We start from the raw sequence: 20,668 nt of genomic DNA, 5'->3' as shown, positions 1-20,668 counted from the left end.
CAAACCTTTTCGGAAATCATGCATGGCGCAGATTGTCGGATATCCTTATCGCGACAGAACCCGCTCCGGCTAGTGCCAATCGGGGGTATCACGGTTCGGCAATACCAAATGGTGTTTTTCAAGGCAAGCGCCGGCCCGAATAAATATTGGCGAGAACGCTCAGGCCGCCAGCGCGAACCTTTCATCGCTTTCGAACTTCGATGTCCATTTATGCTTTTTCTCGCGCGCAACTATCCGCTGGTTGATGATCCGCTCCACCGTGTTGATTCGCTCTATTACGTCTGACACCTTGCTGTTGCCATTGAGCTTCTCAGAAACGAGCATGCGAACAATGCTGTCCGTGTATTGAGGAACTTTGCCGGTACGCTCCCACAGGCTTACGGATTGCTCGCTTGCGCCAACACATTTACCCAAGCCTTCTTGTGACATGCCCAAAACCACTCGCATGAAACGCAGCTCTTTACCGGTGATCCGGCCTTTCTTCTTGGTCACGTCCAGAGCAAGGACTTTGTTCAATCCGACAGCGTCATCGATGGCCACGGCTTTCCCATAGGCGGTGGTTTTAACCACGAACCCGTTTTCCAACCAGACGTTGTCCAAACCGCATTCTGTGTAGTGATACATGATGTGTCCCTACTTAATTAACCTTAAAAATTGTCACGACGATTGCATCGGGATATTCATCGCACAGCGCCACGATGATTCCGAGCTGCCGTCCGGCTACATACCGCTCCATCAAACACTCCAAGCTGCCTTTTCCCGGGTTGCCTTCCGGCTCACGATCAATAGTGCCCAACTGCAAACACTGGAAAACTTCTTCGGAACTGACTTTTCGCTCGTGCATCCGCTTTTTAGCGTGGTCCGTCAGAAAAATGGATGCAGTGTTCTTAGCAATGGTCCTGATGTGCTTTGCCAGCTGAGCTTTGCTCTTCCGCCGGAGAGTTTCGTAACCCATAAAATCTATGGCCTAACTGTACACTAAAAATGTTGATTGTGTAGCAAATCGCTAGACAGGCCCATCATATGATGTCGGTTCCAGGTGGGGTTGGTACTCGCAGCCACCTGTTAGGTGGCTTTTTGCTTTGTGCGCGCCCATCTCCTCCTTGGCCGTCATCATTGCCTGGCTGCGTACTCAGCGCAGAAACGCGGCCGGGGCACGGGAGGGGATCAATATCACAAGCAAAATCAATGGCTTACACGCCACGCAGGGTTTCGTTTATGCGCAACACCGTTCCGACGGCGTATACCACCGTGCCGATTATTGCGACCATTGCCATCGGTCACCGTGCGCTTGCCACGGGAAAGCAGCTTGACCACGGCTTGTTCGATAAACGCTTCGGAATATTTCTTCTTCATTGTTGTCTGTGCTTCTAAAAGAGTATTTTTTAGAGGCGACAACTAGTCTGACACAGGGGGATAGCTGCGGTGTGGCGCATCTGGTACCACCCAACGCGTAGTTGAACCGCGAAGCATCCCAATATGGATTGCCTATGAGGCGCCTCTGGTGAGCGCCCTACTCTGGAGCCACACTACTGCGCACGCGAGTTTGCACATCGTACGCCGAATGGCTCCGAAGTTCGTGACCACCTATCCGTATCCCAATGTATGGGCCAATACCCAATGGTCACTTTCAGCTGTGTGGAAATTTTGTGGGCCAAAAGTGGGCCAGAAATGGGCCAAATTTGGGCCAAAAAGCAAAACGCCCACATGAAGTGGGCGTTTGCTACCAGCCTAGACCGCTTGGATGTTGGTTGCGCGGGCAAGATTTGAACTTACGACCGGTTATGAGAACTTTTCAACAACCATGTACTACAGCGTCGTTGTTTCCGCAAAAAAGGGCTAAGTCGTTGTCGGGTCTATGTTTTCTAGAATTTCCGGTCGACTGACGGGATGCCGATTCAGCACGCTCCAAGCCACCTGACCCCTCTCGAAGCTTTGCGTGCCCTGTCGTTGAAAGGCGCAAAGTATGACCATTGGGTCAACAGTCAAGCTCATGCTCTTGGTCAGATTCCATTTGCTGCGAAATGGCATGGTGACGGTATGCCAGTATTGGCCGTCGGATTGGTCAAATGCAAAATATCCCGCCCGCTACAGGGTCTAAAGCCACATGCAAGCGCACGGGTCAGCCAACTGGTACTCATGCCTGTCACTGCCGTCCTCACCCCATTTGCCCACTCCGCCGCACAGCGCTTCGTTTACACAACGAATGGAAGTCACAGATCTTTTTACGGCTGCTCCCAATGAAGATCCCTTGATTGCCATGCGAGCAGGTAGGGGGAATCGTCAACTTTTGGGCAGCAAGTTAAAGCAGTGCCACGCCAGTCTTGCCCTGGACCTCCTCACGACTCACGCCGTCGGCCAGTTCCACAAGCTTTAGGCCATGAGGTGTCACTTCCATCACGGCGAGATCCGTGATGATGCGATCAACCACCCCTACGCCGGTCAGCGGCAAGGTGCATTGTGGAAGGATCTTCAGGTCCCAGCCGCCATCCTTTCTGCGCGCCACATGCTCCATCAGCACAATAACGGTGCGTACGCCAGCCACCAAATCCATCGCACCGCCCATGCCCTTGACCATTTTTCCAGGAATCATCCAGTTGGCCAGGTCACCTTTTTCGCTGACCTGAAGCGCGCCCAGGATCGACAAGTCGATTTTGCCTCCACGGACCATCGCAAAGCTGTCATGCGATCCGACGATACTGGTGCCGGGGATCATGGTGACGGTTTCCTTACCCGCGTTGATGATGTCGGGGTCGACCTGGTCTTCTGTGGGATACGGACCAATCCCCAACATGCCGTTCTCGCTTTGCAGCCAGACCTCTATGTCGGGGTTGACGAAGTTGGCTACGCCGGTTGGCAGGCCGATGCCAAGGTTGACGTAGTAGCCATCCTGCAGTTCTCGGGCCGCGCGAGCAGCCATCTGGTTGTGGGTCCAGGCCATGGTCAGGCTCCAGTTGGATTGGTGACGGTACGGCGCTCGATGCGCTTTTCCGGGTTGGCGTTAAGCACGATGCGGTGGACATAAATGCCCGGCAGGTGGATGGCGTCAGGGTCGAGACTGCCGGTGTCAACGATCTCCTCGACTTCCACCACCGTTGTCTTTCCGGCCATTGCGACCGCCGGGTTGAAATTTCGCGCGGTGCGCCGGAAGACCAAATTACCGGCCCGATCAGCCTTCCACGCTTTGACCAAGGATACTTGGGGAACCAGCGAGCGTTCCATCACATAGGTCTTGCCGTCGAAGTCGTGCATCTCCTTGCCATCTGCGACGATGGTGCCCACTCCGGTACTCGTGAAGAATGCTGGGATGCCCGCCCCTCCGGCACGCAGCTTTTCGGCCAGCGTGCCTTGGGGAGTGAACTCCAGTTCCAGTTCGCCGGCCAAGTACTGGCGTTCAAACTCTTTGTTCTCGCCGACGTAACTGGAGATCATCTTGCGGATTTGCCTCGTTTGCAGCAGCTTACCAAGGCCGAAACCGTCCACACCGGCATTGTTCGAAATGACGGTCAGGTTCTTCACTCCCGAGTGAATGAGCGCATCAATCAGCGCCTCCGGAATGCCACACAGACCGAACCCGCCTACAGCAAGCAACTGCCCGTCGCTCACGAGTCCGGAAAGCGCCTCTTCGGCGCTGGGATAAATCTTTTTCATGCAAACTTTCCAGGGATTGATTCAGCTTCGAGCAGCGTCATGCCGCAGTGCACATTGCCAGCCCAGTTCGGCCAGCGGACCGGCCTTGCGACCGGTTTCCACCGCATCGACGGCGGCGGCATTGCCGTCCGCCGCACGCTGAGCAATTCCGTGCAGGATGGCGGCCATGCGAAACAGGTTGTAGGCGAGATAGAAGTCCAAGTGCTCAGCTGGATCGCGACCGGTAGCCTGAGCATACTGGGCGATGTACTCGGCCTCGCAGGGAATTCCGAGCGAGACCAGGTTCAGCCCATTGATTCCGCGCCAGAGGGACGGCGGAATGTGCCAACTCATGCTCTGGTAGGAGAAATCGGCCAGAGGGTGCCCGAGCGTCGACAGCTCCCAGTCCAGCACACCGATCACGCGCGGCTCAGTGGGGTGAAATACCAGGTTGTCGAGCCGGTAGTCACCATGCACCAGTGTCGTCTCATCGCCGGCCGGAATGTGCTCAGGCAGCCAGCCTATGAGCCGCTGCATGGCGTCGTTGACCGGTAGCGTTGACTCGCGGCACTGGCGGGTCCAACGTGCGATCTGGCGTGCGAAGTAGTTGCCGGGCTTGCCGTAGCTTTGCAGTCCGACGGCTTGGTAGTCCACGCTGTGCAAGGCAGCGATGACACGGTTCATTTCGCGGTAGATCTCGCCGCGTTCGGCGGGCTCCATGCCAGGCAGCGACTGGTCCACGAGCACGCGCCCGTCCAGAAACTCCATCAGGTAAAAGGGGGTGCCAATGATCTGTTCATCCTGGCAATAGGTGAGCATCCGGGGCACCGGAACGTCGCTGCCTTGCAGGGCGCTCATGACGCGGTATTCGCGGTCAATGGCATGTGCGGAGGCCAGGAGCTGCCCTGGCGGCTTCTTGCGCAGCACATAGCTGCGCGTACCGGCCGTGATGCGGAAGGTCGGGTTGGACTGCCCGCCGGAGAGCGCAGAAATGGCGATGGCTTCGCTGCCACACAGGCCCTGGGCGCGCAGGTACTGGGCAAGGGCCCCGAGAGGAAGCAGCACACTCATAGCGAGCTCACCAGGTGTGCACCATCGACCGCCACTGTGGTGCCGGACATGGCTGCGCCCGCATCCGAGGCGATCAGCAGCAGCGGGCCATCCAGGTCGGTCATTTCTCCGAAGCGGCGGCTCGGGATGCGGGCGCGCAGCTTTTGCCCGGCCTCGCTGGAGAGGAATTCCCGGTTCAGATCGGTCACAACATAGCCCGGCAGCAGTGCGTTGACGCGGATGCGGTAGCGCGCCAGCTCCAGTGCCATGGCCTTGGTGGTCTGTATGACGCCCGCCTTGGAGATGGCATACGGCGCGATGCCGCCGGCCACACGCTCGCCCAAAATGGAAGCGATATTGATGATACTGCCGCCGCATTCGGCTGCCACCATGCGCCGTGCAGCCTCCGTGGCCACCATCCAGCAGCCCTTGAGGTTGGTGTTGATCACGCTGTCGAAGTCGGCTTCGGTCTGTTCGAGCACGGGACGGGTCACGGTCACGCCAGCGTTGTTCACCAGCACATCGGGTGCGCCCCAGCTGGCGAGTTCGTCGAAGCAGCCGCGCACGCTGGCACCATCGGTCACGTCAAGCGACAGCGCACGCGCTTCACCGCCAGCCTGCGTGATGGTATCCACCACCGACTGCAGCTTGTCCATCCGGCGCGCTGCCACCGCCACACGCGCGCCAGCGCTGGCGAGCAACAGCGCGAAATGGGTGCCGAGGCCGCTGGACGCCCCCGTCACCAGCGCAATTCGCCCATCGAGGCGGAAACGGTCGAATGGGCTGCTGCTCATGCCACATTCTCCGCCGCCTGGACTATCTTGCGCGCCATGCTCCAGCGGTGAACCTCGCTTGGGCCGTCATAGATGCGAAAGGCGCGCATGTCGGTGAAGATGCGCATCACCGGGGTTTCGGCCGTGACGCCCTGGCCGCCCAGAATCTGCACGCAACGGTCGACGACTCGCCATTGCGCTTCGGAGCACACGACCTTGGCTCGGCTGGACTCGAAATTGCACTTTTGCCCCTGGTCGAGCAGCCAGGCAGTGTGCCAGATGTGCAGGCGCGAGGTATGCAGGTCCATGTCGTTGTCAGCAAGCATAAAGCCCACGCCTTCGTGCTCAGCCAGCGACTTGCCGAAGGCCTGCCGCCTGCGCGCGTAGCTCACTGCCAAATCGTGTGCGCGGCGTGCCTGGCCGAGCCAGCGCATGCAGTGCGTCAATCGTGCCGGCGCCAACCGAACCTGTGCATAACGGAAACCTTTCCCCACCTCGCCCAAGACATCCGTGGCCGGTACACGAACATTTTTGAAACTCAGCACGCCATGACCACCCGTGAAGCAGTGGTCCATGGCATCCATGTTTCGCTCCAGCGTGATGCCGGCGCCGCCCATGTCCGTCAGGAACATGGTTGCAGAACCATCTTCCATGCGAGCCATCACGATGACGTAGTCAGCACCGTCTGCGCCGGTGATAAAACATTTCAGGCCGTTGATAACGTAATCGTCACCGTCGCGCATTGCGGTGGTGGCCATCATCGAGGGATCTGCACCCGCACCGGGTTCCGGCTCTGTCATCGCAAAGCACGAACGCGTGCGGCCCTCTACCTGCGGGCGCAGCCAGCGCTCTTTCTGCGCCGCGCTGGCGACCTCTTCCATCAGATGAATGTTGCCTTCGTCGGGGGCGTGAATATTGAGCGCTGTGGGGCCAAGCCACGAATACCCGGCTTCTTCAAACACCACCGCTTTAGCCACATGACTCAGTCCCAGTCCCCCCATCTCTCGCGACGCATGGGGCGTCAACAATCCAGCAGCACGCGCCCTTGCAACAAGCTCTTGACGCAGCTCCCCGCTGGGGCCATGCGAAGTCTGGCGTTCATCGTTCTCGAGGGGAATCACTTGCTCAGCAATGAAGCGACGGGTTCGCTCGCCCAGTTCGCAGATTTCACCCGGTAAGTCGAAGTTCATAGCGTGTCCTATTCCAATACTGGCGTAAATTAATTCCTTTGCGCCGCCAGCTATGGAAACCGGGCCTTGCGCATATTCGACCAAAGCGTCAACTGCCAAGGTCCCTTCCCCGGCTCATCGGGAGCAATGCTTTGAATCCAGCCCATATTTAATCAACCTTTGCCTTAGATGCCTTGACGGTTTTCGTCCACTTTTCCACTTCTTCCTGCAAGAACCTTCCAAAATAGTCGGGCGTATCCCAAGTGGCCGTAAAACCTTGTGCGCTGAACTTCTCCTTGACCTGCGGCAACTGCATCGCCTTCTTCAATTCCTCGCTTAGTCGGGCAACCACGGCCTTTGGCGTCCCAGCTGGTGCCAATAGTCCGTTCCAAGCAAAAACCTCGTAACCGGGCAGCCCTGATTCAGCAATCGTCGGCACATTGGGTGCCACTGGTGAGCGCCGCGAACTGGTGACGGCCAGCGCCTTGAGCTTGCCGGAATTGACGAACGGCATCGCCGATAGCATCGTGTCGAACATCAAGGGCACCTGGCCCGATACAACATCTGTCAGTGCCGGGGCACTGCCCTTGTACGGGACGTGCAAAAGCTTCACCCCCGACATCGAGTTAAAAAGCTCGCCCGACAGGTGTGTGGACTGTCCGTTGCCCGAAGATGCAAAGTTCAATGTGTCTGGCTTGGCCTTGGCCAGCGCGATCAGTTCGCGTACATTGTTCGCCGGGAAACTGGGTGTAGCCACCAGTACTAGCGGGCCCTGAGTCAGCAGTGACACCGGCGCGAAATCTTTGACCACGTCGTAGCGCAGGCCACTGAACAATGACATGTTGATTGCGTGCGCGGTTGTCGCGACCAGCAGCGTATATCCGTCCGCGGGCGCGTGTGCCACTGCTTCGGCGCCGATGTTGCCGCCAGCACCGGCACGGTTGTCAATGACGAACTGTTGACCGGTTGCTTCGGAGACTTGCTGGAACACTACCCGAGCGACGATGTCGGTCGGCCCCCCCGGTGGGTAGGGTACCACCACCTTAACCGGCTTGTTCGGGTAGGTCGACGCCGCGGTTTGGCCCGCCGGCTGGGCTCTGGCTGTAAGCGTCATCATGGCGACCGCAATGCCAGTAATCAGTGCGTTGAATTTCGTCATTATGTCTCCATAAGGCAGCGCAGGTTGCGCATAGCGTTGCGGATCACTCAAGCTTGACGCCTGTGGCCGCAACCACCTTGGTCCACTTCTGCAGTTCGGTTGCGATCAGGCTCCGAAATTCTCCTGGCGTGTTGCCAGAGGGTTCGGCACCCTGTTCGAAGAACAACTTTTCGACCTCGGGCAAGGCTAGGATTGCCGCGACATGATGTTGCAGTTGGTCAATGACAGGCTGGGGCGTGCCGGCCGGCGCAAGCAGGCCGAACCATGCCGAGGCTTCATAGCCTGGCACACCAGCCTCAGCAAGAGTCGGTATCTCCGGCGCGCCGGGCCAGCGCTTCGCCGTTGTCACGGCGAGTGCTCGGATCTTGCCGGCGCGGATATGGTTGATTGACGAAGGCAGGTTATCGAATCCCGTCTGGATCTGTCCTCCAATCAAATCGATCAGCATCGGCCCGCCGCCCTTGTACGGCACATGCACGAGGTCGACCTTCGCCATTGTCTTCAACAGCTCGCCACTCATGTGCGGCGAGCCGCCGAGGCTAGTCGAACCGAAGTTGATGGTCCCGGGGTTGGCTCGCGCCAACGCGAGAAACTCGCCGACGTTGCGAAAAGGCGCCGCAGGACTGGCGACCAGGACGTTGGGGGTGCTTGCTACCAAGGTGATCGGCGCAAAATCCTTCAATGCGTCGTACGGCGCGGGCTTCAGCAGCACGGGCAGAATGCCGTGGGTCGCGATGGTACCGAACAACAGCGTATAGCCATCGGGAGTTGACTTGGCTACCAATTTCGCACCGATCACGCCGCCCGCACCGGCGCGGTTATCGATTACCACCGTCTGGTGTAGTCGCTCGGCCAAGCGCGGCGCGATGGCACGTGCAAGCAGGTCGGTTGTGCCACCGGGTGGATAGGGCACGACGATCCTAATCGCGCGGTCTGGGAAATCGGCCAGCGCTGGCAAGGCTACCGCTACCGTCAGCACCAGGAAGGCAGTGCCTGCACACACGGACGCAAGCCAATGTCGACGATTTGAAATCATATTTTGGTTTCCGTAAAGAGTATGAACGCGGTGCTCATCGCGGAAGCAAACGTTCCGCTTGCATCCGCTCAAGCCAGTAATGCAGCGAGTCTTCGGTGTCTTCGCAGCCGGGAAAGCCGTGTTGGCGCAGCTTGATCGGACTCAGCACCGAGTCGGCCGGATTCGCCAAGCCATGCGCGAGCGCACGGTCTGTGAACTGCCACGAACTGCCTATCATTTTTTCCAGGCTGAGCGACCGCAGCCCGTACTTCGAGACGATGCGTGCCCAGGTGGTTTCATACGCCGGCATAGCCTTCGTCAGTTCCAGCGACTCGGCCGCGCTGGTTTCCATACCAAAGCGCTGCGCGATTGAACCCCAGATGTCCTGCCACACGAGCGCGTCGCCGTTAACCACGTTGTAGGTTTCGTTGGCAGATATCTCATGGGTGCCGGCAAACTCAGCCGCCCGCGCGATCAACCGGCTGTCGCTGGCGGCGTTGATGTAGCGCCCGCCACCGGGAAACGTGCACGACCGCCCAAGTTCGCGCTGTACCGCGGTATAGGCGCCAATAGCGGCGACGATATTCATCGGACTGCCGATTGCATAGCCGAAGATTAGTTGCGGTCGCAGCACCGTGAAGGTCCAGCCCGCGTGTGGTTGACGTTCACGCAGAAGGTCTTCCTGCAGCCAGTAGAAGTTGTCGTGCCGGTGACGCGGCGCCCGCTCCTTGGCCGGCCCCGGCGCGGGCTTTATGTGCCCGCCATAAGCTTTGGTTCCCTGCATCAGCGTGATGTGGCGCAGGCCCTTCGCGGCTGGCTGCAAGGCGTCGAGAAGATTGCGAAGCATAGCCTCGTTGACCGCCATCTGCTTTGGGTCGCGCCACCCGGCTACGAGTTCTGGTAACTCGTATAGTGCGGCGAACATCACGTGGGTCACGTGGGTGAGGCTCTGAGCAGCCGAGACGCAAGCAGCCGGGTCGGTCAGGTCGATCGCCACATGGCGCACGCCCTCGGGCAATGGTGACGGCCGGCGCGACAACGCCAGCACCTCCCAATCGGGAAGCGAGGCGAAGTGTTCGACTGCTGCCGCTCCAACCACGCCACTTGCGCCAGCGATCAGGATCGTATGTTTTTTGTGAATCATCAGTTTGCTCCGAGGGCATCTGCTCAAGCCTCGGCCAGCAGGTGTGAACCACGCAACTGTGGCCGCAAGGCGTCGGGCACCTCGATCTCGAATCCGAGAATGGCCGCAGACAGCGCCTTCCCATAGTTGTCGAGGCAAAGGCTGCGCGACACGCCTCCGCCGAGTGCACCGTGGCAAACAAAGTTCATCGCGTCGAGGTTGTCGACCTCGTAGCGAATCACATCTCCCTTGATCGCGCCAGCGTAAAACGCCTTGAACCGTTCGGCCGTAAGCTGTGCCTTGAGTAGCGGGTAGAACTCGGGCGTATAGGCGAAGACGGCGATGTTCGAGGTGTCGCCCTTGTCGCCCGAACGAGTGTGGGCTATATGCTGAAGTTTGACTTTCATGATCAGCTTTCAAAGTAATTGATGGACGCCGGCACCTGCTCGCGCGGCACCAGGGCGGACCACACGCCGATAACCTCACGCGTACGGTCCGCATGCGGTACACGTTTGCCGGTGTGGGCGATGCCGGATACGGCCATGCCGTCGACCTCGCGCCCGACCTTCACAGCCTCTTCTCGGGTCGCAGTGCGTGCCGCCACGCGCACTGCGATCTCGTAGGGCTCGGGCGCGTCGGCTGGCGTTGCCGCGCCGTGGATGGCGTTGATACCGAGAAAGTCGACACGATATTCCTCAGCCTGTAGGCCGACGATGCGGAAGCGCTCTTCTAGGATCTTCTTCGCCAACTGTGCACGCCGCAGCGCCCCCGGTCCGGCATAGAAGAACATGTCCTCGCCGATGAATCCCTCGGTGCAGCCGATCGACACCTTCAAGGTCGGCGTGCGCGGCTTGCCACCGATGTTTGAAACGCGCACCCGGTCGGGCCCGATCTGCTCGATGCGGGCCTGGGTGAAGTCGACCACCACATCCGGCGTCAGGTAGTTGGCCGGGTCGTGCACTTCGTAGAGCATCTGCTCCTTGACGGTCTGCAGCGTGACCGCTCCGCCAGTGCCTGCCACCTTGGTGATGACGGCGCTGCCGTCTTCATCCACCTCGGCGATCGGGAAACCGAAATTCCACGGCTCAGGCACGTCCTTGAAGCCTGGGTCCGAGAAGTAGCCGCCTGTCACCTGGGCGCCGCACTCCAATAGGTGTCCGATACCCACGCCCTGGCCAAGCTTCACGTGGTCCAGCGGGTCCCAGCCGAACTCAAACATCATCGGTGCCATGAAGATCGACGGATCAGCGACCCGGCCCGTGACGACGATCTGTGCGCCGGCCTTCAAGGCCTCAACGATCGGCTCGGCGCCGAGGTAGGCCTCGGCGGAGATCAATGTCGGCTTCAGCGTCGAGGTTGGCTTGCCGTTTTCTAGGATGCTGTCGGTGAGTTTCAGCACGCGGTCCGTGATTAGGCTACCGTTGACAGAAGCAACTTTCACGCCGGAGTGGCCAAGTTCCCGCAGCCAGTGCACGATGCGTTTGGCTGCGGCGTCCGGATTAATCCAGCCTTGATTGCTGATGATGCGCGTACCTTGCCGCATGCAAGCTGGCAGCACGGCGCGCATCCGGTCGTCGAGGTAGGTGTCGTAACCTTCAAAGCTCGGGTCGCGGCGCGCTCGCACTTGGGCGGCAGAGACGGTGGCCTCTGCCATGGTCTCGAAGCACAGGTAATCGAGTTTGCCGCGTTCGGCGCTCAGGGCAGCTGGCTCGACTCGGTCGCCCCACCAAGCGGCGCCAGCGCCGATCCGTATCGTTTTAGTCATCTGATTTCCTTTGATAAAGTTGCCGGATTGGATTCGCGGTAGACCACGGCATCAACCGCGATGCAGCCTTCTCCGCGCGCGCCAACGATTACGGGATTGATGTCGAGCTGGGTAATGCCGGCCGCGTCATCGCACATCAGCTCACCAACGGCAACGACGTTTCGGCAAAACGCAGCCACATCGAGAGCCGGCTCGCCGCGCACGCCGTCTAACAGCGGTGCGATGCGCAGTCGGCGGAGCGCGCGTTCGACCTGACCGACGTCGAACGGTTGCAGCAACACTTGCGCGTCGGGCATTGCCTCGACGTACTTGCCGCCGTCGCCAACCAGCACCACCGGGCCGAACACCGGGTCGAGCCGTGCGCCGATCATCAGCTCACGCCGCCCGCGCACCAACTCGGCGACGATCACCCCGCTGAGCGTGATTTCGGCGGCGCGGGCCGCACCCACCATCTCACGGTAAGCCGCAGCAACGCTCGCTGCATCGGGAATGCCGATCCGCACCAGACCCAGTTCAGATTTGTGAGACGCATCGGCGGTGCAGCCCTTGACGACCACGGGCGCGCCACCGAGCACTTCGAACGCTGCACGCGCTTCTGCCTCGGAGAGGCACAGGGTATGTCGGGCCACCGCCACGCCGCACGCGGCAAGCAGCGTCAAACTGGCGGCCTCATCTAGCATCGTCGACGCTCCGACGGTGCGCGGCCTGTTCGGCACCGATGCATTGCGAAATTTGGCGGCTTGCTGGAGTTCGGCGTGCGACAGAAACTGCCCCAGGGCGCGCACCGCTTCGCCTTCGGTCGGGTAAACCTCCAGTTCCAGCGCCTTGAAACGATCGGAGATACTTTGCTGCGGCGCGGCAACGACCAACGGCTTGCCGGTTTCGGCGGCAAAGCGCGCCGTATCGCTCGCGAATGCATCGACGTCGTAACCGGCCCCAGCGACTGCTATGCCGATGACGAAGGCATCAGCCGCCGGGTCACGCGCGATCGGCGGCAAGATCGCACCGAACAGTCGGCTGTTGGTGAGCAACGCAGCGGTGATGTCGACCGGATTGGTGGTGGTCGCAAAACCGGGAAGAATGGTCTTCAGTTCAGCCTGCGTAGCGGGCGAAAGCGGCTCGAGCGGCATATTTGCAGCGCTAGCAGCGTCGGCCGTCAGCACGCACACCGCACCAGAATTGCTAATAGCCACCAGCCGCCGCCCTTTTGGCTTCCAGCCCTTGAGATAAAGCTGGGCGGTATCGACCAGATCGACCATGCTTTGTGCGCGCCAGATGCCGTGATCCGCGAGGAAGGCATCGACCATTCGGTCTTCACTGGCGAGTGCCCCAGTATGTGACTTGGCCGCCTCTTGGCCGGCTGCTGAGCGGCCCGACTTCAGCGCGACGATAGGCAAATTGCGCGCGCGTGCAACACGGGCCGTTTCGGCCAGGTTCCATGGATCGGGAATGCCTTCGAGGTACAGCAACAGCAGCTTGAGACCCGGGTCTTCGGCAACCACAGACGCGAGTTCGCACACCGTCACGTCGCAGTCGTTGCCAGTGGCGTGCGAGTGACGCACGCCAACACCGCGCGCGCGCAGCAACCCGTACGGAATCACGCTCATCGCGCCGCTCTGACTGATGATGCCGACCGGTCCATCGGCTGGTGCGACCTCAGTGAACATGGTCGAAAAGCTGAGCACCGCGCCGTTGCCGAAGTTCGCCATGCCCTGCGAGTTGGGCCCGACGATGCGCATGCCGCGGGCCCGCGCGCGCGCCGCCATCCCCTGCTCGCGCACCTTGCCTTCAGGGTTGCTTTCGCCGAAGCCCGAACTCATCAAGATGCACAGCGCCACGCCAGCCTCGCCGCATTCGTCGACAGCCGCTACGGCCAGTTCGCCAGCCACCGCAACGACGACCACGTCGGGCACCTCTGGCAGCGCCTGCAGACTCGGGAAGCAGCGAAGGCCTTGCACTTCGTTGCGGGTCGGATTGATCGGATAGACTACGCCGCGAAAGCCGAAACGGGCCAAATAAGCCAGCGGCCGGCCTCCAATCTTGTTGGGATTGTCAGAGGCGCCGATCACGGCGATGGATCGCGGCGCCAGTGCTAGGCGCAGTGCGTCGCGCGGGTCAAGAATCATGAGGGTTCCCTGTTGAAAAAAGGTAGTAGTCGGCCAGCTACTTTTTGCACATCGCACCGCACCCGGTCTCCAATGGCCAGCGACTCATCCCCGTGTGCCATCATGCGAAAGCCCTCGGCGACGTCGACCAGCACGATACGGTAAGGAGCAATGGCTCGAAACTCGTCGCTCGGAGCGCGCTGCACAAGCGTACTGGCGTGCACGACGCCGAGTCCGGCGGAAGTTGATGTGGCTGGCGCTTCGTGGCCGCAGGCCGGACAGAAGTCGCGGTGGAAATACCAGGTGTGTTGGCAGTCGTCGCACCGCTGGAAGACTATGCGGTCCCCCCCGTGCGTCCAGCTGGATGATGGCGTCATTTCGACCGAAGCTGCATTGGGGTTCATACTGCTTCCATCACTAAACTGACATGTGACGACAAGACCCCGCCGTCACCATGCAACAGCGACACCCCTGCCCGGCGTGCCTGGCGGTCGCCCGCGCGGCCGGTCATTTGCAGATGGGTTTCGGCTAAGTGCGCCATGGCGCCAGCCACCCCGCAATGGCCATACGAGAGGAGTCCACCATGCAGATTCAGAGGCATGGCGCCATCGGCATCGAAATGCCCCTCCCGCGCCAACACGCCAGCGCGGCCGCGCGGTGAGAGGCCGATCTCTTCGAGCAGCATCGTCAGCGTGATCGTGAAGCTATCGTAGATAGCAGCATATTCAACTTCGGCGAGCGCACGCCCAGCACCCTCCAATGCCCGAGCAGCACAAGCGCCCGCACCGAAATCGGTCAAGCTCACCGCGGCGCTGACATGCTGCGCGTTGTGAACTTGGGCCGCTGCGCTGATTCGTACCGGGTTCGCCCCCTCGGCCTGGGCCGACACTACGAACGCGCAGCCGCCGTCCGATACCGGGCAGCAGTCGAGCATCTTCAAAGGCGACGCAATAGGGCGCGAGGCCATTACATCGGCGACGCTGATCGGGCTACGAAACTGAGCACCGTCGTGTAACGCCGCATGCCGGCGCATCAGCACCGCCATTTCGGCGAAGTCGGCCTCTGTGCAACCGAACTCGTGCATGTAGCGTGAGGCCACAAGCCCGTAGTAGGCAGGAATGGTGGCTCCCAGCGGCACCTCGTAAACGGGGTGACCGACCTGCGCAAGCACTTGGATGGCCGAATCGCGACTCTGCCCACTCATCCGGTTTTCACCGCCGACAACCAGCACACGCTTTGCCGCGCCCGAGGTGACCAGCAGGTGCGCCAGCATAACCAGCGCAAAACCGGTTGCACCGCCCAACTGAATCGCGTGCGCGTATCTCGGCCTCAGGCCGTAGTGCTCAGCAAACACGGTCGAGAGCATGAGGTGCGGCAGCGTCGTCGAATAGCCGCAGATCAGGCCGTCGATGTCAGCGCGCACCAAACCGGCATCGACCAGCGCGAGGTCGACTGCATCGCTCATCAAATCGAGCGTGCTGCGACCATCGTGGCGGCCATATCGCGTCAGACCGCTGCCCGTAATAAAACTCATGCAGCCTCCCGTTGTGCGTAATTCGCCGAGAGCTGGAGTCCCGCATTCTTCAAAGCGGGGACCAGCAAAGACAGGCGTGTCGATATACGTTGGGAAAGGGCCGCCACGCTGATAGCGCCGATCGGTTTTCCGTCGCTGCCGAGAATTGGCACGCTGATTCCGCCCATCTGGTCGATCACCACATCCAGCAACATCGCATAGCCTCGCTCGCGCGCCAACGCGATTTCTGCTTTCAACAGTTCGCATGTGATGCGTGGATAACGCTTCTTGAAAACCGGCTCCAGAAGGTTGAGCACGGTTTCGACCTCCTCGTCTGGAAGCCATGCCAAGATCGCCAGACTGCCGGCGCCTGCGCCAAGTGGCCGTCGACTTCCTATGTCGAGGTAGTTTGCACGTATCGGAAATGTGCCAAATTCCCGGTCCACGCACACCGATTCGAGCCCATGACGAGTCGACAAAAGTAGCGTGTCGCCCGACATCGCAGCCAGCTGCACCAAAAAAGGTCGGACGCGGTCGCGGATATGGTCGCGACCTTGCATCGCCATGCCGAGCACCAGCGCTTCATCGCCAAGCGAATAGCATTTTGTCGTGGGGTCGCGGTGTATGAACCCTTCGGACATCAGGGTCTCGATCAGGCGCAACGTGGTCGCCTTGTTGAGTCCGGATCCGTCTGAAATATCCGCAAGGCGCAGCGGCTTCGGTGTCGAGAGCACACGAAGGATGCGGCAGACCTTCTGCGCCGAATTAGTGTCAGAAATCTGGTGCATGATATTTCTTAAACAGTCGCCACGGGTGTGACGGGCGACCCTACCGCGCCGGGCAAGCGCAGCGGAGGGGCTGTCAGCAGGAACCTGCTGCGGCCTCGACTGCGCAGCCATTGCGCCAGTGGCGTCAGGTGCCAGAGTTCGCCTAGGTGAATTCCAAGTTTAAAAAGGCAATGCTCGTGCAACGGCAAGGTGGCGCAACAATCCATGCGCCGTCTGGCGGGGTGGGCTTCGACGGCATAGTTGTCTGCGATCAGCACCGCAAGCCCGCTGTCAGTAATCCACTGCAGCAATCTGTCGTCTCGGCCATCGAGTACCGCGCCAGTCTGGTCCAGCCGTACCGGGTCAGGCTGTCCGCCCATTGCCAGAAGCGTTTGCGCAAAGCCGGTGTGAAGACACACCATGTCTCCGGCTTCGACTTTGACCTGGTCGGTTTCCAGCACGCGCATCAGTGCGTCGTAGCCAACCGCCTGTCGGCCGTTGCCCAGATGCGCATGGAGATCGATCATGACTCCGCGACCCTGCACGCAACGCTCAGCCATATTTTCTATTCCGAGTGCATGCGCTTTGGATGTAGAGCGCATGGAGCCAGGCGCAGGCACGCCAGCGTCGGTAGAATCCTCTGGCCCGACAACGTCGAATCCGGCCCGAAAACCGTTGTAGTAGACTGGTTCGGGCACGCCATCGCCATCCGCGTCGAACATCTGCCCCACATGCGCAAAGCTGTCCCACTGGGTCGAATACTGCAGGTGTAGCACGACCAAATCATCGCTGAGAACGTCAGTCTCCATGATGTTGTCGGTGAACAGCCGATAGTTCATATTTGGCCGACCATTGCGCAGCGTGGGACGAAGTACCGGCGGATGGCGGCGCGGATTCAGTACGTTTCCGCCAGGGTAATCCAAGGGAAGACTGAGGCAGAAGGTCAAACCTTCTTCCACCTCAGCGATACCCTGCTGAACTTTTTGCGAAGTCAGTAAATTGAGTCGTCCACATTGGTCATTAGGACCGAAGTCGCCCCAGTTCGAGCCGGGCGGTCGCTGTTTCCAGCGGAGTTCAACTGCCATTAGACCTGCTCCTCAAGTGAAGTTGCCAGCGGCACCGAAGCGGCACCGCCTAGATAAACCCGCTGCAGCAAATCGCCCTCGCGCAATTCACCAGAGAAGGCTGCCGCGACAACCCTCCCCGTTTCGACCACGTAGCCGTAGTGCGCATTGCGCAATGCCTTCTCGACCAACTGTTCGACCAGCAGGATTGCCAAGCCGCTCTGGCACAACGAGGATGCCACCGCGAGGATTCGGTCAATCACAATTGGCGCAAGGCCACCCGATGGCTCGTCCAGTATCAGCAGTCGAGGCTCACCAATAACGCCTTGGCCGACCGCGAGAATCTGCTGCTGCCCACCTGAAAGGCGCGACGCCATCTGATGGCGGCGGTCAGCCAGTTCGGGAAACATGGTGTAGATGCGATCGAGCTTGCTGCGATCGCCGCGCGGCGTGACAGCGTAAGTTCCGATCAGGAGGTTGTCTTCGACCGACAACGTGTGGAACACGCGGTGCCCTTCTAGGACTTGCACAATGCCGGCTTTGACGATGTCGCGTGGACCCGCATCGCTCAAGTCACGACCGTCAAAATGCACGCTACCAGAACGCTTGGGTACGAGCCCGGATATTGCGTGCATCAGTGTGCTCTTTCCAGCGCCATTGCGGCCCAATATGACTACAAATTCGCCAGCGCGTACGTCCATCGAAATGCCGTGCACAACTTCGGCTTTGCCATAAGCGATGTGCAGGTCACGCACTTCGAGCAACGTTTGCGCTGGACGCTGGCTTGGAATCGCGGTCATGGTCATTTCTCAGGCTCCGAGATATACGCGGATGACTTCCGCATCGGCGCGCACTTCGTCCGGCGTGCCCTGTTTGATCATCTTGCCCACGTTGAGCGTGGTCACACGGTCGCAGATGCGAAAAACGAAGTCGGTGTGGTGTTCGACCAGCAGCACGCCGATACCAGCGCCGCGAAGCGTGCAGATCACAGCACTCAGGTGTTCGATCTCCTTCTCGGTCAGTCCGCCGGCTGGTTCATCCAGCAGGATGAAGCGCGGGCGCATCGCGAGGCCACGGGCTATCTCAAGGAAACGCTGCTCGGCATGATCGAGCAAGTTGGCGCGTCGCCCAATGACATGGCCGAGCCCTATGCCGTGTAGTAGCTCGGCCGCGTGCTCACGCAGGGCTTTGTCTTCGCGCGCCACCCGCGGCATGCCAAGGGCAGTTGCCAAGAAACCAGCCTGGGCGTGCGGCCAAGCCCCCAGCACCGCGTTGTCAAGGACTGAAAGGGTGGGCAAAAGCCGTGGCTTCTGGAACGTGCGCGCAACGCCGACGTGGGCGCGACGCTGCACGGTGGAACCCGCGAGTTCTTCCCCGCCATGGCGGATGGATCCCGATGATGGTTGGTAGTAACCCGACAGCAAATTGAGCAGCGTCGTCTTTCCACTGCCGTTGGGGCCGATAAGGCCATGCACTTCACCGGGCTGCAGCGCAAGCGAGACGTGGGCGAGTGCGCTAATGCCGCCGAATTCTTTGCTAATATCCACCGCTTCCAGCGCGGTTCGGGCCGAAGTGACTGCTGCCGACGAGATTGCCGGTGGCGCTTCCTGAATTGGTAATGCCTGTATCGCGACGGTTCGGTTCATCGACGGCCTCCGATTGCTCGGACCAGGCGCGGCAGATCGGGTGTGATGGCTTCGTGCTTCTCACGGCGTGGCCGAAACCGCTCGGCGATCAGCTCGAACACGCGGCCGATGCCTTCTGGCACGATCAGCACCACGGCCAAAAGGATCAAGCCGTAGAAGAAATTGCCGAGCTTCGCAAGCGGTGCGACTAGTTCGGGCATAACCGTCAGTATCACGGTGCCGAGAAAGGGCCCGAGAATGCTGCCGCGCCCGCCGATCACGATGCAAACAAAGAAAAACAGGCTCAATTCAAAGACGAAAGTGTCGGGCGTGATATAGCTCTGTAGGCTTGCGAACATCGCCCCGGCCACACCGGCAGTGACCCCACTGAACACGAACACCACCAGTTTGACGCGGAACAATGGTACGCCGACCGCTTGTGCTGCCACTGGGTTGTCGCGGATCGACATCAAACCGCGCCCCCACATGCGACGCGCGATGTTCCAGCTAAGCAACGTAACGACCAGCGCCAACGCTGCAGCTAAGTAATAAAAGCCTTTTGGACTATCAAATGGCGCCGGAAATACTGGCCCTGCCAGACCAATGCCACCGCCGGTCACATCGACCTGTGCAAGCACCAGTTCGTTGACGATCAGCGCAAACGCCATCGTTGTCATCGCAAAATAGAAACCAGGCAAGCGCAGCGAGGGCAGGCCGAGCGCAAAGCCACACAGGCCGCCTAGAGCGCCTGCCGCGATCACCGCAGCCGCTGGATGCCAGCCCATCTTGCCCGTTAAGATTGCAAACGCGTAGGCACCGACGGAAAGCAAACCGACGTGTCCGATCGATAGCTGGCCGGTATAGCCGACCACCAAGTTAAGGCCAGCGATGAGTATCCAGTAGACGCAGATCAACGCCGCCAAGTGCAGCTGATATTGGTCACCGACCCACGAAGGCAGCGTTACGGCAAGCACGGCGCCCAATGCTAGCGCGATGTTCTTGTTGCTGAACACGAAAGAAGTATTGTTCATACAGGCCTCACGTTCTTCGAACCAAGCAGACCTTCGGGCTTTAGCAGCAACACGACCATGAGCAGACCGACCGCGATGGTCTGCTGATATTCTCCACCGAACCAGTAACTCGCGAAGCCGTTCAGCAGGCCGAGCGCAGCGCCACCGATCAATGCACCGATGTTACTGCCCAAGCCGCCAACTGCCAGCGCGATAAAGCCGTTCAACGTCAGGGTCATGCCGAGCGCGAAATAGGCGAAGGTTAGTTGTCCGGCCGCGAAGCCGGCCAGACCACCAAGCGCGCCAGAGAGCATGTACGACATCACCCGAATTCGATCTGTAGAGACGCCGCGGGCCCGCGCCGCAAACGCATCTTCCGACATCGCAAGAAAAAGCTTTCCGTACATAGTTCGGCGGTAGAAGATCTCAAGCCCGATTGCCATCATTGCCGCAATGCCGATCGGAAGCCAGTATTTTTGGTCCAGCACGCCATCGCCAAAATCTTGTGTGAACAGTCGCGGAAAGGGCTTTGGCTCTGTGCCCCACCAAAGGGCCACGCCTTGCTGAACCATCGTTGCCAGCGCCAGTGTGCTAAGCAGCCATAGATGCTCATCGCCGCGGTTCAGCACTCGGCGAATCGCGAGCACTTCGGTTGCCCATCCAAAAGCCGCACCGACTGTCATGCCGCCCATCAAGCCGAGCACCCATGGCAGATGCAGCGTGGCCACAAACCATGCGCCAAAGACACCGCCCAACATCGCGATATGGCCAGTCGTAATCGACAGGACTTTGGAGGTTGAGTACATCACGTTGTAGACCAGCGCAGTGGCCGCATACAACATGCCGATTGCAAGGCCAGAGATGATGACAGTGAGCATAATGAAGGTGTCTCGCTCAGCC

The 20,668-nt window shown here is 60.0% G+C and carries 22 protein-coding genes; all 22 read right to left on the bottom strand.

The genetic code is table 11. The features are described from left to right. Positions 1–159: 159 nt before the first annotated feature. Positions 160–624 carry a hypothetical protein gene (locus tag B3F77_RS19220; RefSeq protein WP_293606505.1) on the bottom strand — a complete coding sequence of 155 codons (465 nt, stop codon included), beginning with the start codon at positions 622–624 and terminating at the stop codon, positions 160–162. Positions 625–637: 13 nt separating this feature from the next. Further along, positions 638–955, bottom strand: coding sequence for a DUF4258 domain-containing protein (locus tag B3F77_RS19215; RefSeq protein ID WP_293606504.1), 318 nt, complete (start codon positions 953–955; stop codon positions 638–640). A 230-nt stretch (positions 956–1,185) separates the two neighbouring features. Further along, complete coding sequence (locus B3F77_RS19210; protein ID WP_293606503.1) at positions 1,186–1,356, bottom strand: hypothetical protein; 171 nt, start codon at positions 1,354–1,356, stop codon at positions 1,186–1,188. A gap of 946 nt (positions 1,357–2,302) precedes the next feature. Then, positions 2,303–2,941 carry a 3-oxoacid CoA-transferase subunit B gene (locus B3F77_RS19205; protein WP_293606502.1) on the bottom strand — a complete coding sequence of 213 codons (639 nt, stop codon included), beginning with the start codon at positions 2,939–2,941 and terminating at the stop codon, positions 2,303–2,305. A 2-nt stretch (positions 2,942–2,943) separates the two neighbouring features. Then, on the bottom strand, positions 2,944–3,651 hold the full coding sequence (locus B3F77_RS19200) for a CoA transferase subunit A (RefSeq protein ID WP_293606501.1): 708 nt from the start codon (positions 3,649–3,651) through the stop codon (positions 2,944–2,946). A gap of 21 nt (positions 3,652–3,672) precedes the next feature. Continuing rightward, positions 3,673–4,701, bottom strand: coding sequence for a phosphotransferase (locus B3F77_RS19195; protein WP_293606500.1), 1,029 nt, complete (start codon positions 4,699–4,701; stop codon positions 3,673–3,675). Continuing rightward, the gene (locus B3F77_RS19190) at positions 4,698–5,474 is read right to left on the bottom strand and encodes an SDR family NAD(P)-dependent oxidoreductase (RefSeq protein ID WP_293606499.1); all 777 of its coding nucleotides are present in this window, start codon (positions 5,472–5,474) and stop codon (positions 4,698–4,700) included. The genes B3F77_RS19195 and B3F77_RS19190 overlap by 4 nt, the downstream gene beginning before the upstream one ends. After that, positions 5,471–6,643 (bottom strand): acyl-CoA dehydrogenase family protein, encoded by a 1,173-nt coding sequence (locus B3F77_RS19185; RefSeq protein ID WP_293606498.1) that lies wholly within the window; start codon positions 6,641–6,643, stop codon positions 5,471–5,473. The genes B3F77_RS19190 and B3F77_RS19185 overlap by 4 nt, the downstream gene beginning before the upstream one ends. A 148-nt stretch (positions 6,644–6,791) precedes the next feature. Beyond that, the gene (locus B3F77_RS19180) at positions 6,792–7,781 is read right to left on the bottom strand and encodes a tripartite tricarboxylate transporter substrate binding protein (RefSeq protein ID WP_414703050.1); all 990 of its coding nucleotides are present in this window, start codon (positions 7,779–7,781) and stop codon (positions 6,792–6,794) included. 43 nt (positions 7,782–7,824) lie between these two features. Beyond that, positions 7,825–8,817, bottom strand: coding sequence for a Bug family tripartite tricarboxylate transporter substrate binding protein (locus tag B3F77_RS19175; protein WP_293606497.1), 993 nt, complete (start codon positions 8,815–8,817; stop codon positions 7,825–7,827). Positions 8,818–8,851: 34 nt separating this feature from the next. After that, the gene (locus tag B3F77_RS19170; protein WP_293606496.1) at positions 8,852–9,940 is read right to left on the bottom strand and encodes an SDR family oxidoreductase; all 1,089 of its coding nucleotides are present in this window, start codon (positions 9,938–9,940) and stop codon (positions 8,852–8,854) included. A 23-nt stretch (positions 9,941–9,963) separates the two neighbouring features. Further along, entirely contained in the window at positions 9,964–10,326 is a 363-nt protein-coding gene (locus B3F77_RS19165; RefSeq protein WP_293606495.1) for an AtuA-related protein, read from the bottom strand. Positions 10,327–10,328: 2 nt separating this feature from the next. Further along, positions 10,329–11,684: an acyclic terpene utilization AtuA family protein gene (locus tag B3F77_RS19160; protein WP_293606494.1), complete on the bottom strand. Its 1,356-nt coding sequence runs from the start codon at positions 11,682–11,684 to the stop codon at positions 10,329–10,331. Continuing rightward, positions 11,681–13,810 carry an acetate--CoA ligase family protein gene (locus B3F77_RS19155; RefSeq protein WP_293606493.1) on the bottom strand — a complete coding sequence of 710 codons (2,130 nt, stop codon included), beginning with the start codon at positions 13,808–13,810 and terminating at the stop codon, positions 11,681–11,683. The genes B3F77_RS19160 and B3F77_RS19155 overlap by 4 nt, the downstream gene beginning before the upstream one ends. Further along, positions 13,807–14,193 carry a Zn-ribbon domain-containing OB-fold protein gene (locus tag B3F77_RS19150; RefSeq protein ID WP_293606492.1) on the bottom strand — a complete coding sequence of 129 codons (387 nt, stop codon included), beginning with the start codon at positions 14,191–14,193 and terminating at the stop codon, positions 13,807–13,809. Before B3F77_RS19150 ends, B3F77_RS19155 begins: the two co-directional genes overlap by 4 nt. Next, positions 14,190–15,323: a thiolase family protein gene (locus B3F77_RS19145; protein WP_293606491.1), complete on the bottom strand. Its 1,134-nt coding sequence runs from the start codon at positions 15,321–15,323 to the stop codon at positions 14,190–14,192. Before B3F77_RS19145 ends, B3F77_RS19150 begins: the two co-directional genes overlap by 4 nt. Continuing rightward, complete coding sequence (locus B3F77_RS19140) at positions 15,320–16,090, bottom strand: IclR family transcriptional regulator (RefSeq protein WP_293606490.1); 771 nt, start codon at positions 16,088–16,090, stop codon at positions 15,320–15,322. The genes B3F77_RS19145 and B3F77_RS19140 overlap by 4 nt, the downstream gene beginning before the upstream one ends. 8 nt (positions 16,091–16,098) lie before the next feature. Beyond that, on the bottom strand, positions 16,099–17,154 hold the full coding sequence (locus tag B3F77_RS19135) for a cyclase family protein (RefSeq protein WP_293606489.1): 1,056 nt from the start codon (positions 17,152–17,154) through the stop codon (positions 16,099–16,101). Then, complete coding sequence (locus tag B3F77_RS19130; RefSeq protein ID WP_293606488.1) at positions 17,154–17,933, bottom strand: ABC transporter ATP-binding protein; 780 nt, start codon at positions 17,931–17,933, stop codon at positions 17,154–17,156. The genes B3F77_RS19135 and B3F77_RS19130 overlap by 1 nt, the downstream gene beginning before the upstream one ends. Positions 17,934–17,942: 9 nt before the next feature. Further along, complete coding sequence (locus B3F77_RS19125; RefSeq protein ID WP_293606487.1) at positions 17,943–18,779, bottom strand: ABC transporter ATP-binding protein; 837 nt, start codon at positions 18,777–18,779, stop codon at positions 17,943–17,945. Beyond that, positions 18,776–19,789, bottom strand: coding sequence for a branched-chain amino acid ABC transporter permease (locus tag B3F77_RS19120; protein ID WP_293606486.1), 1,014 nt, complete (start codon positions 19,787–19,789; stop codon positions 18,776–18,778). Before B3F77_RS19120 ends, B3F77_RS19125 begins: the two co-directional genes overlap by 4 nt. Further along, a complete protein-coding gene (locus B3F77_RS19115; protein ID WP_293606485.1) occupies positions 19,786–20,646 on the bottom strand; it encodes a branched-chain amino acid ABC transporter permease in 861 nt (286 codons plus the stop codon). The genes B3F77_RS19120 and B3F77_RS19115 overlap by 4 nt, the downstream gene beginning before the upstream one ends. Positions 20,647–20,668: the final 22 nt, after the last annotated feature.

The organism is Polaromonas sp. UBA4122, from assembly GCA_002381615.1.
GTDB lineage: Bacteria > Pseudomonadota > Gammaproteobacteria > Burkholderiales > Burkholderiaceae_C > Polaromonas.
Note: the sequence above shows the minus strand (reverse complement) of the source record. Positions and strands in the feature narration are given on the sequence as shown.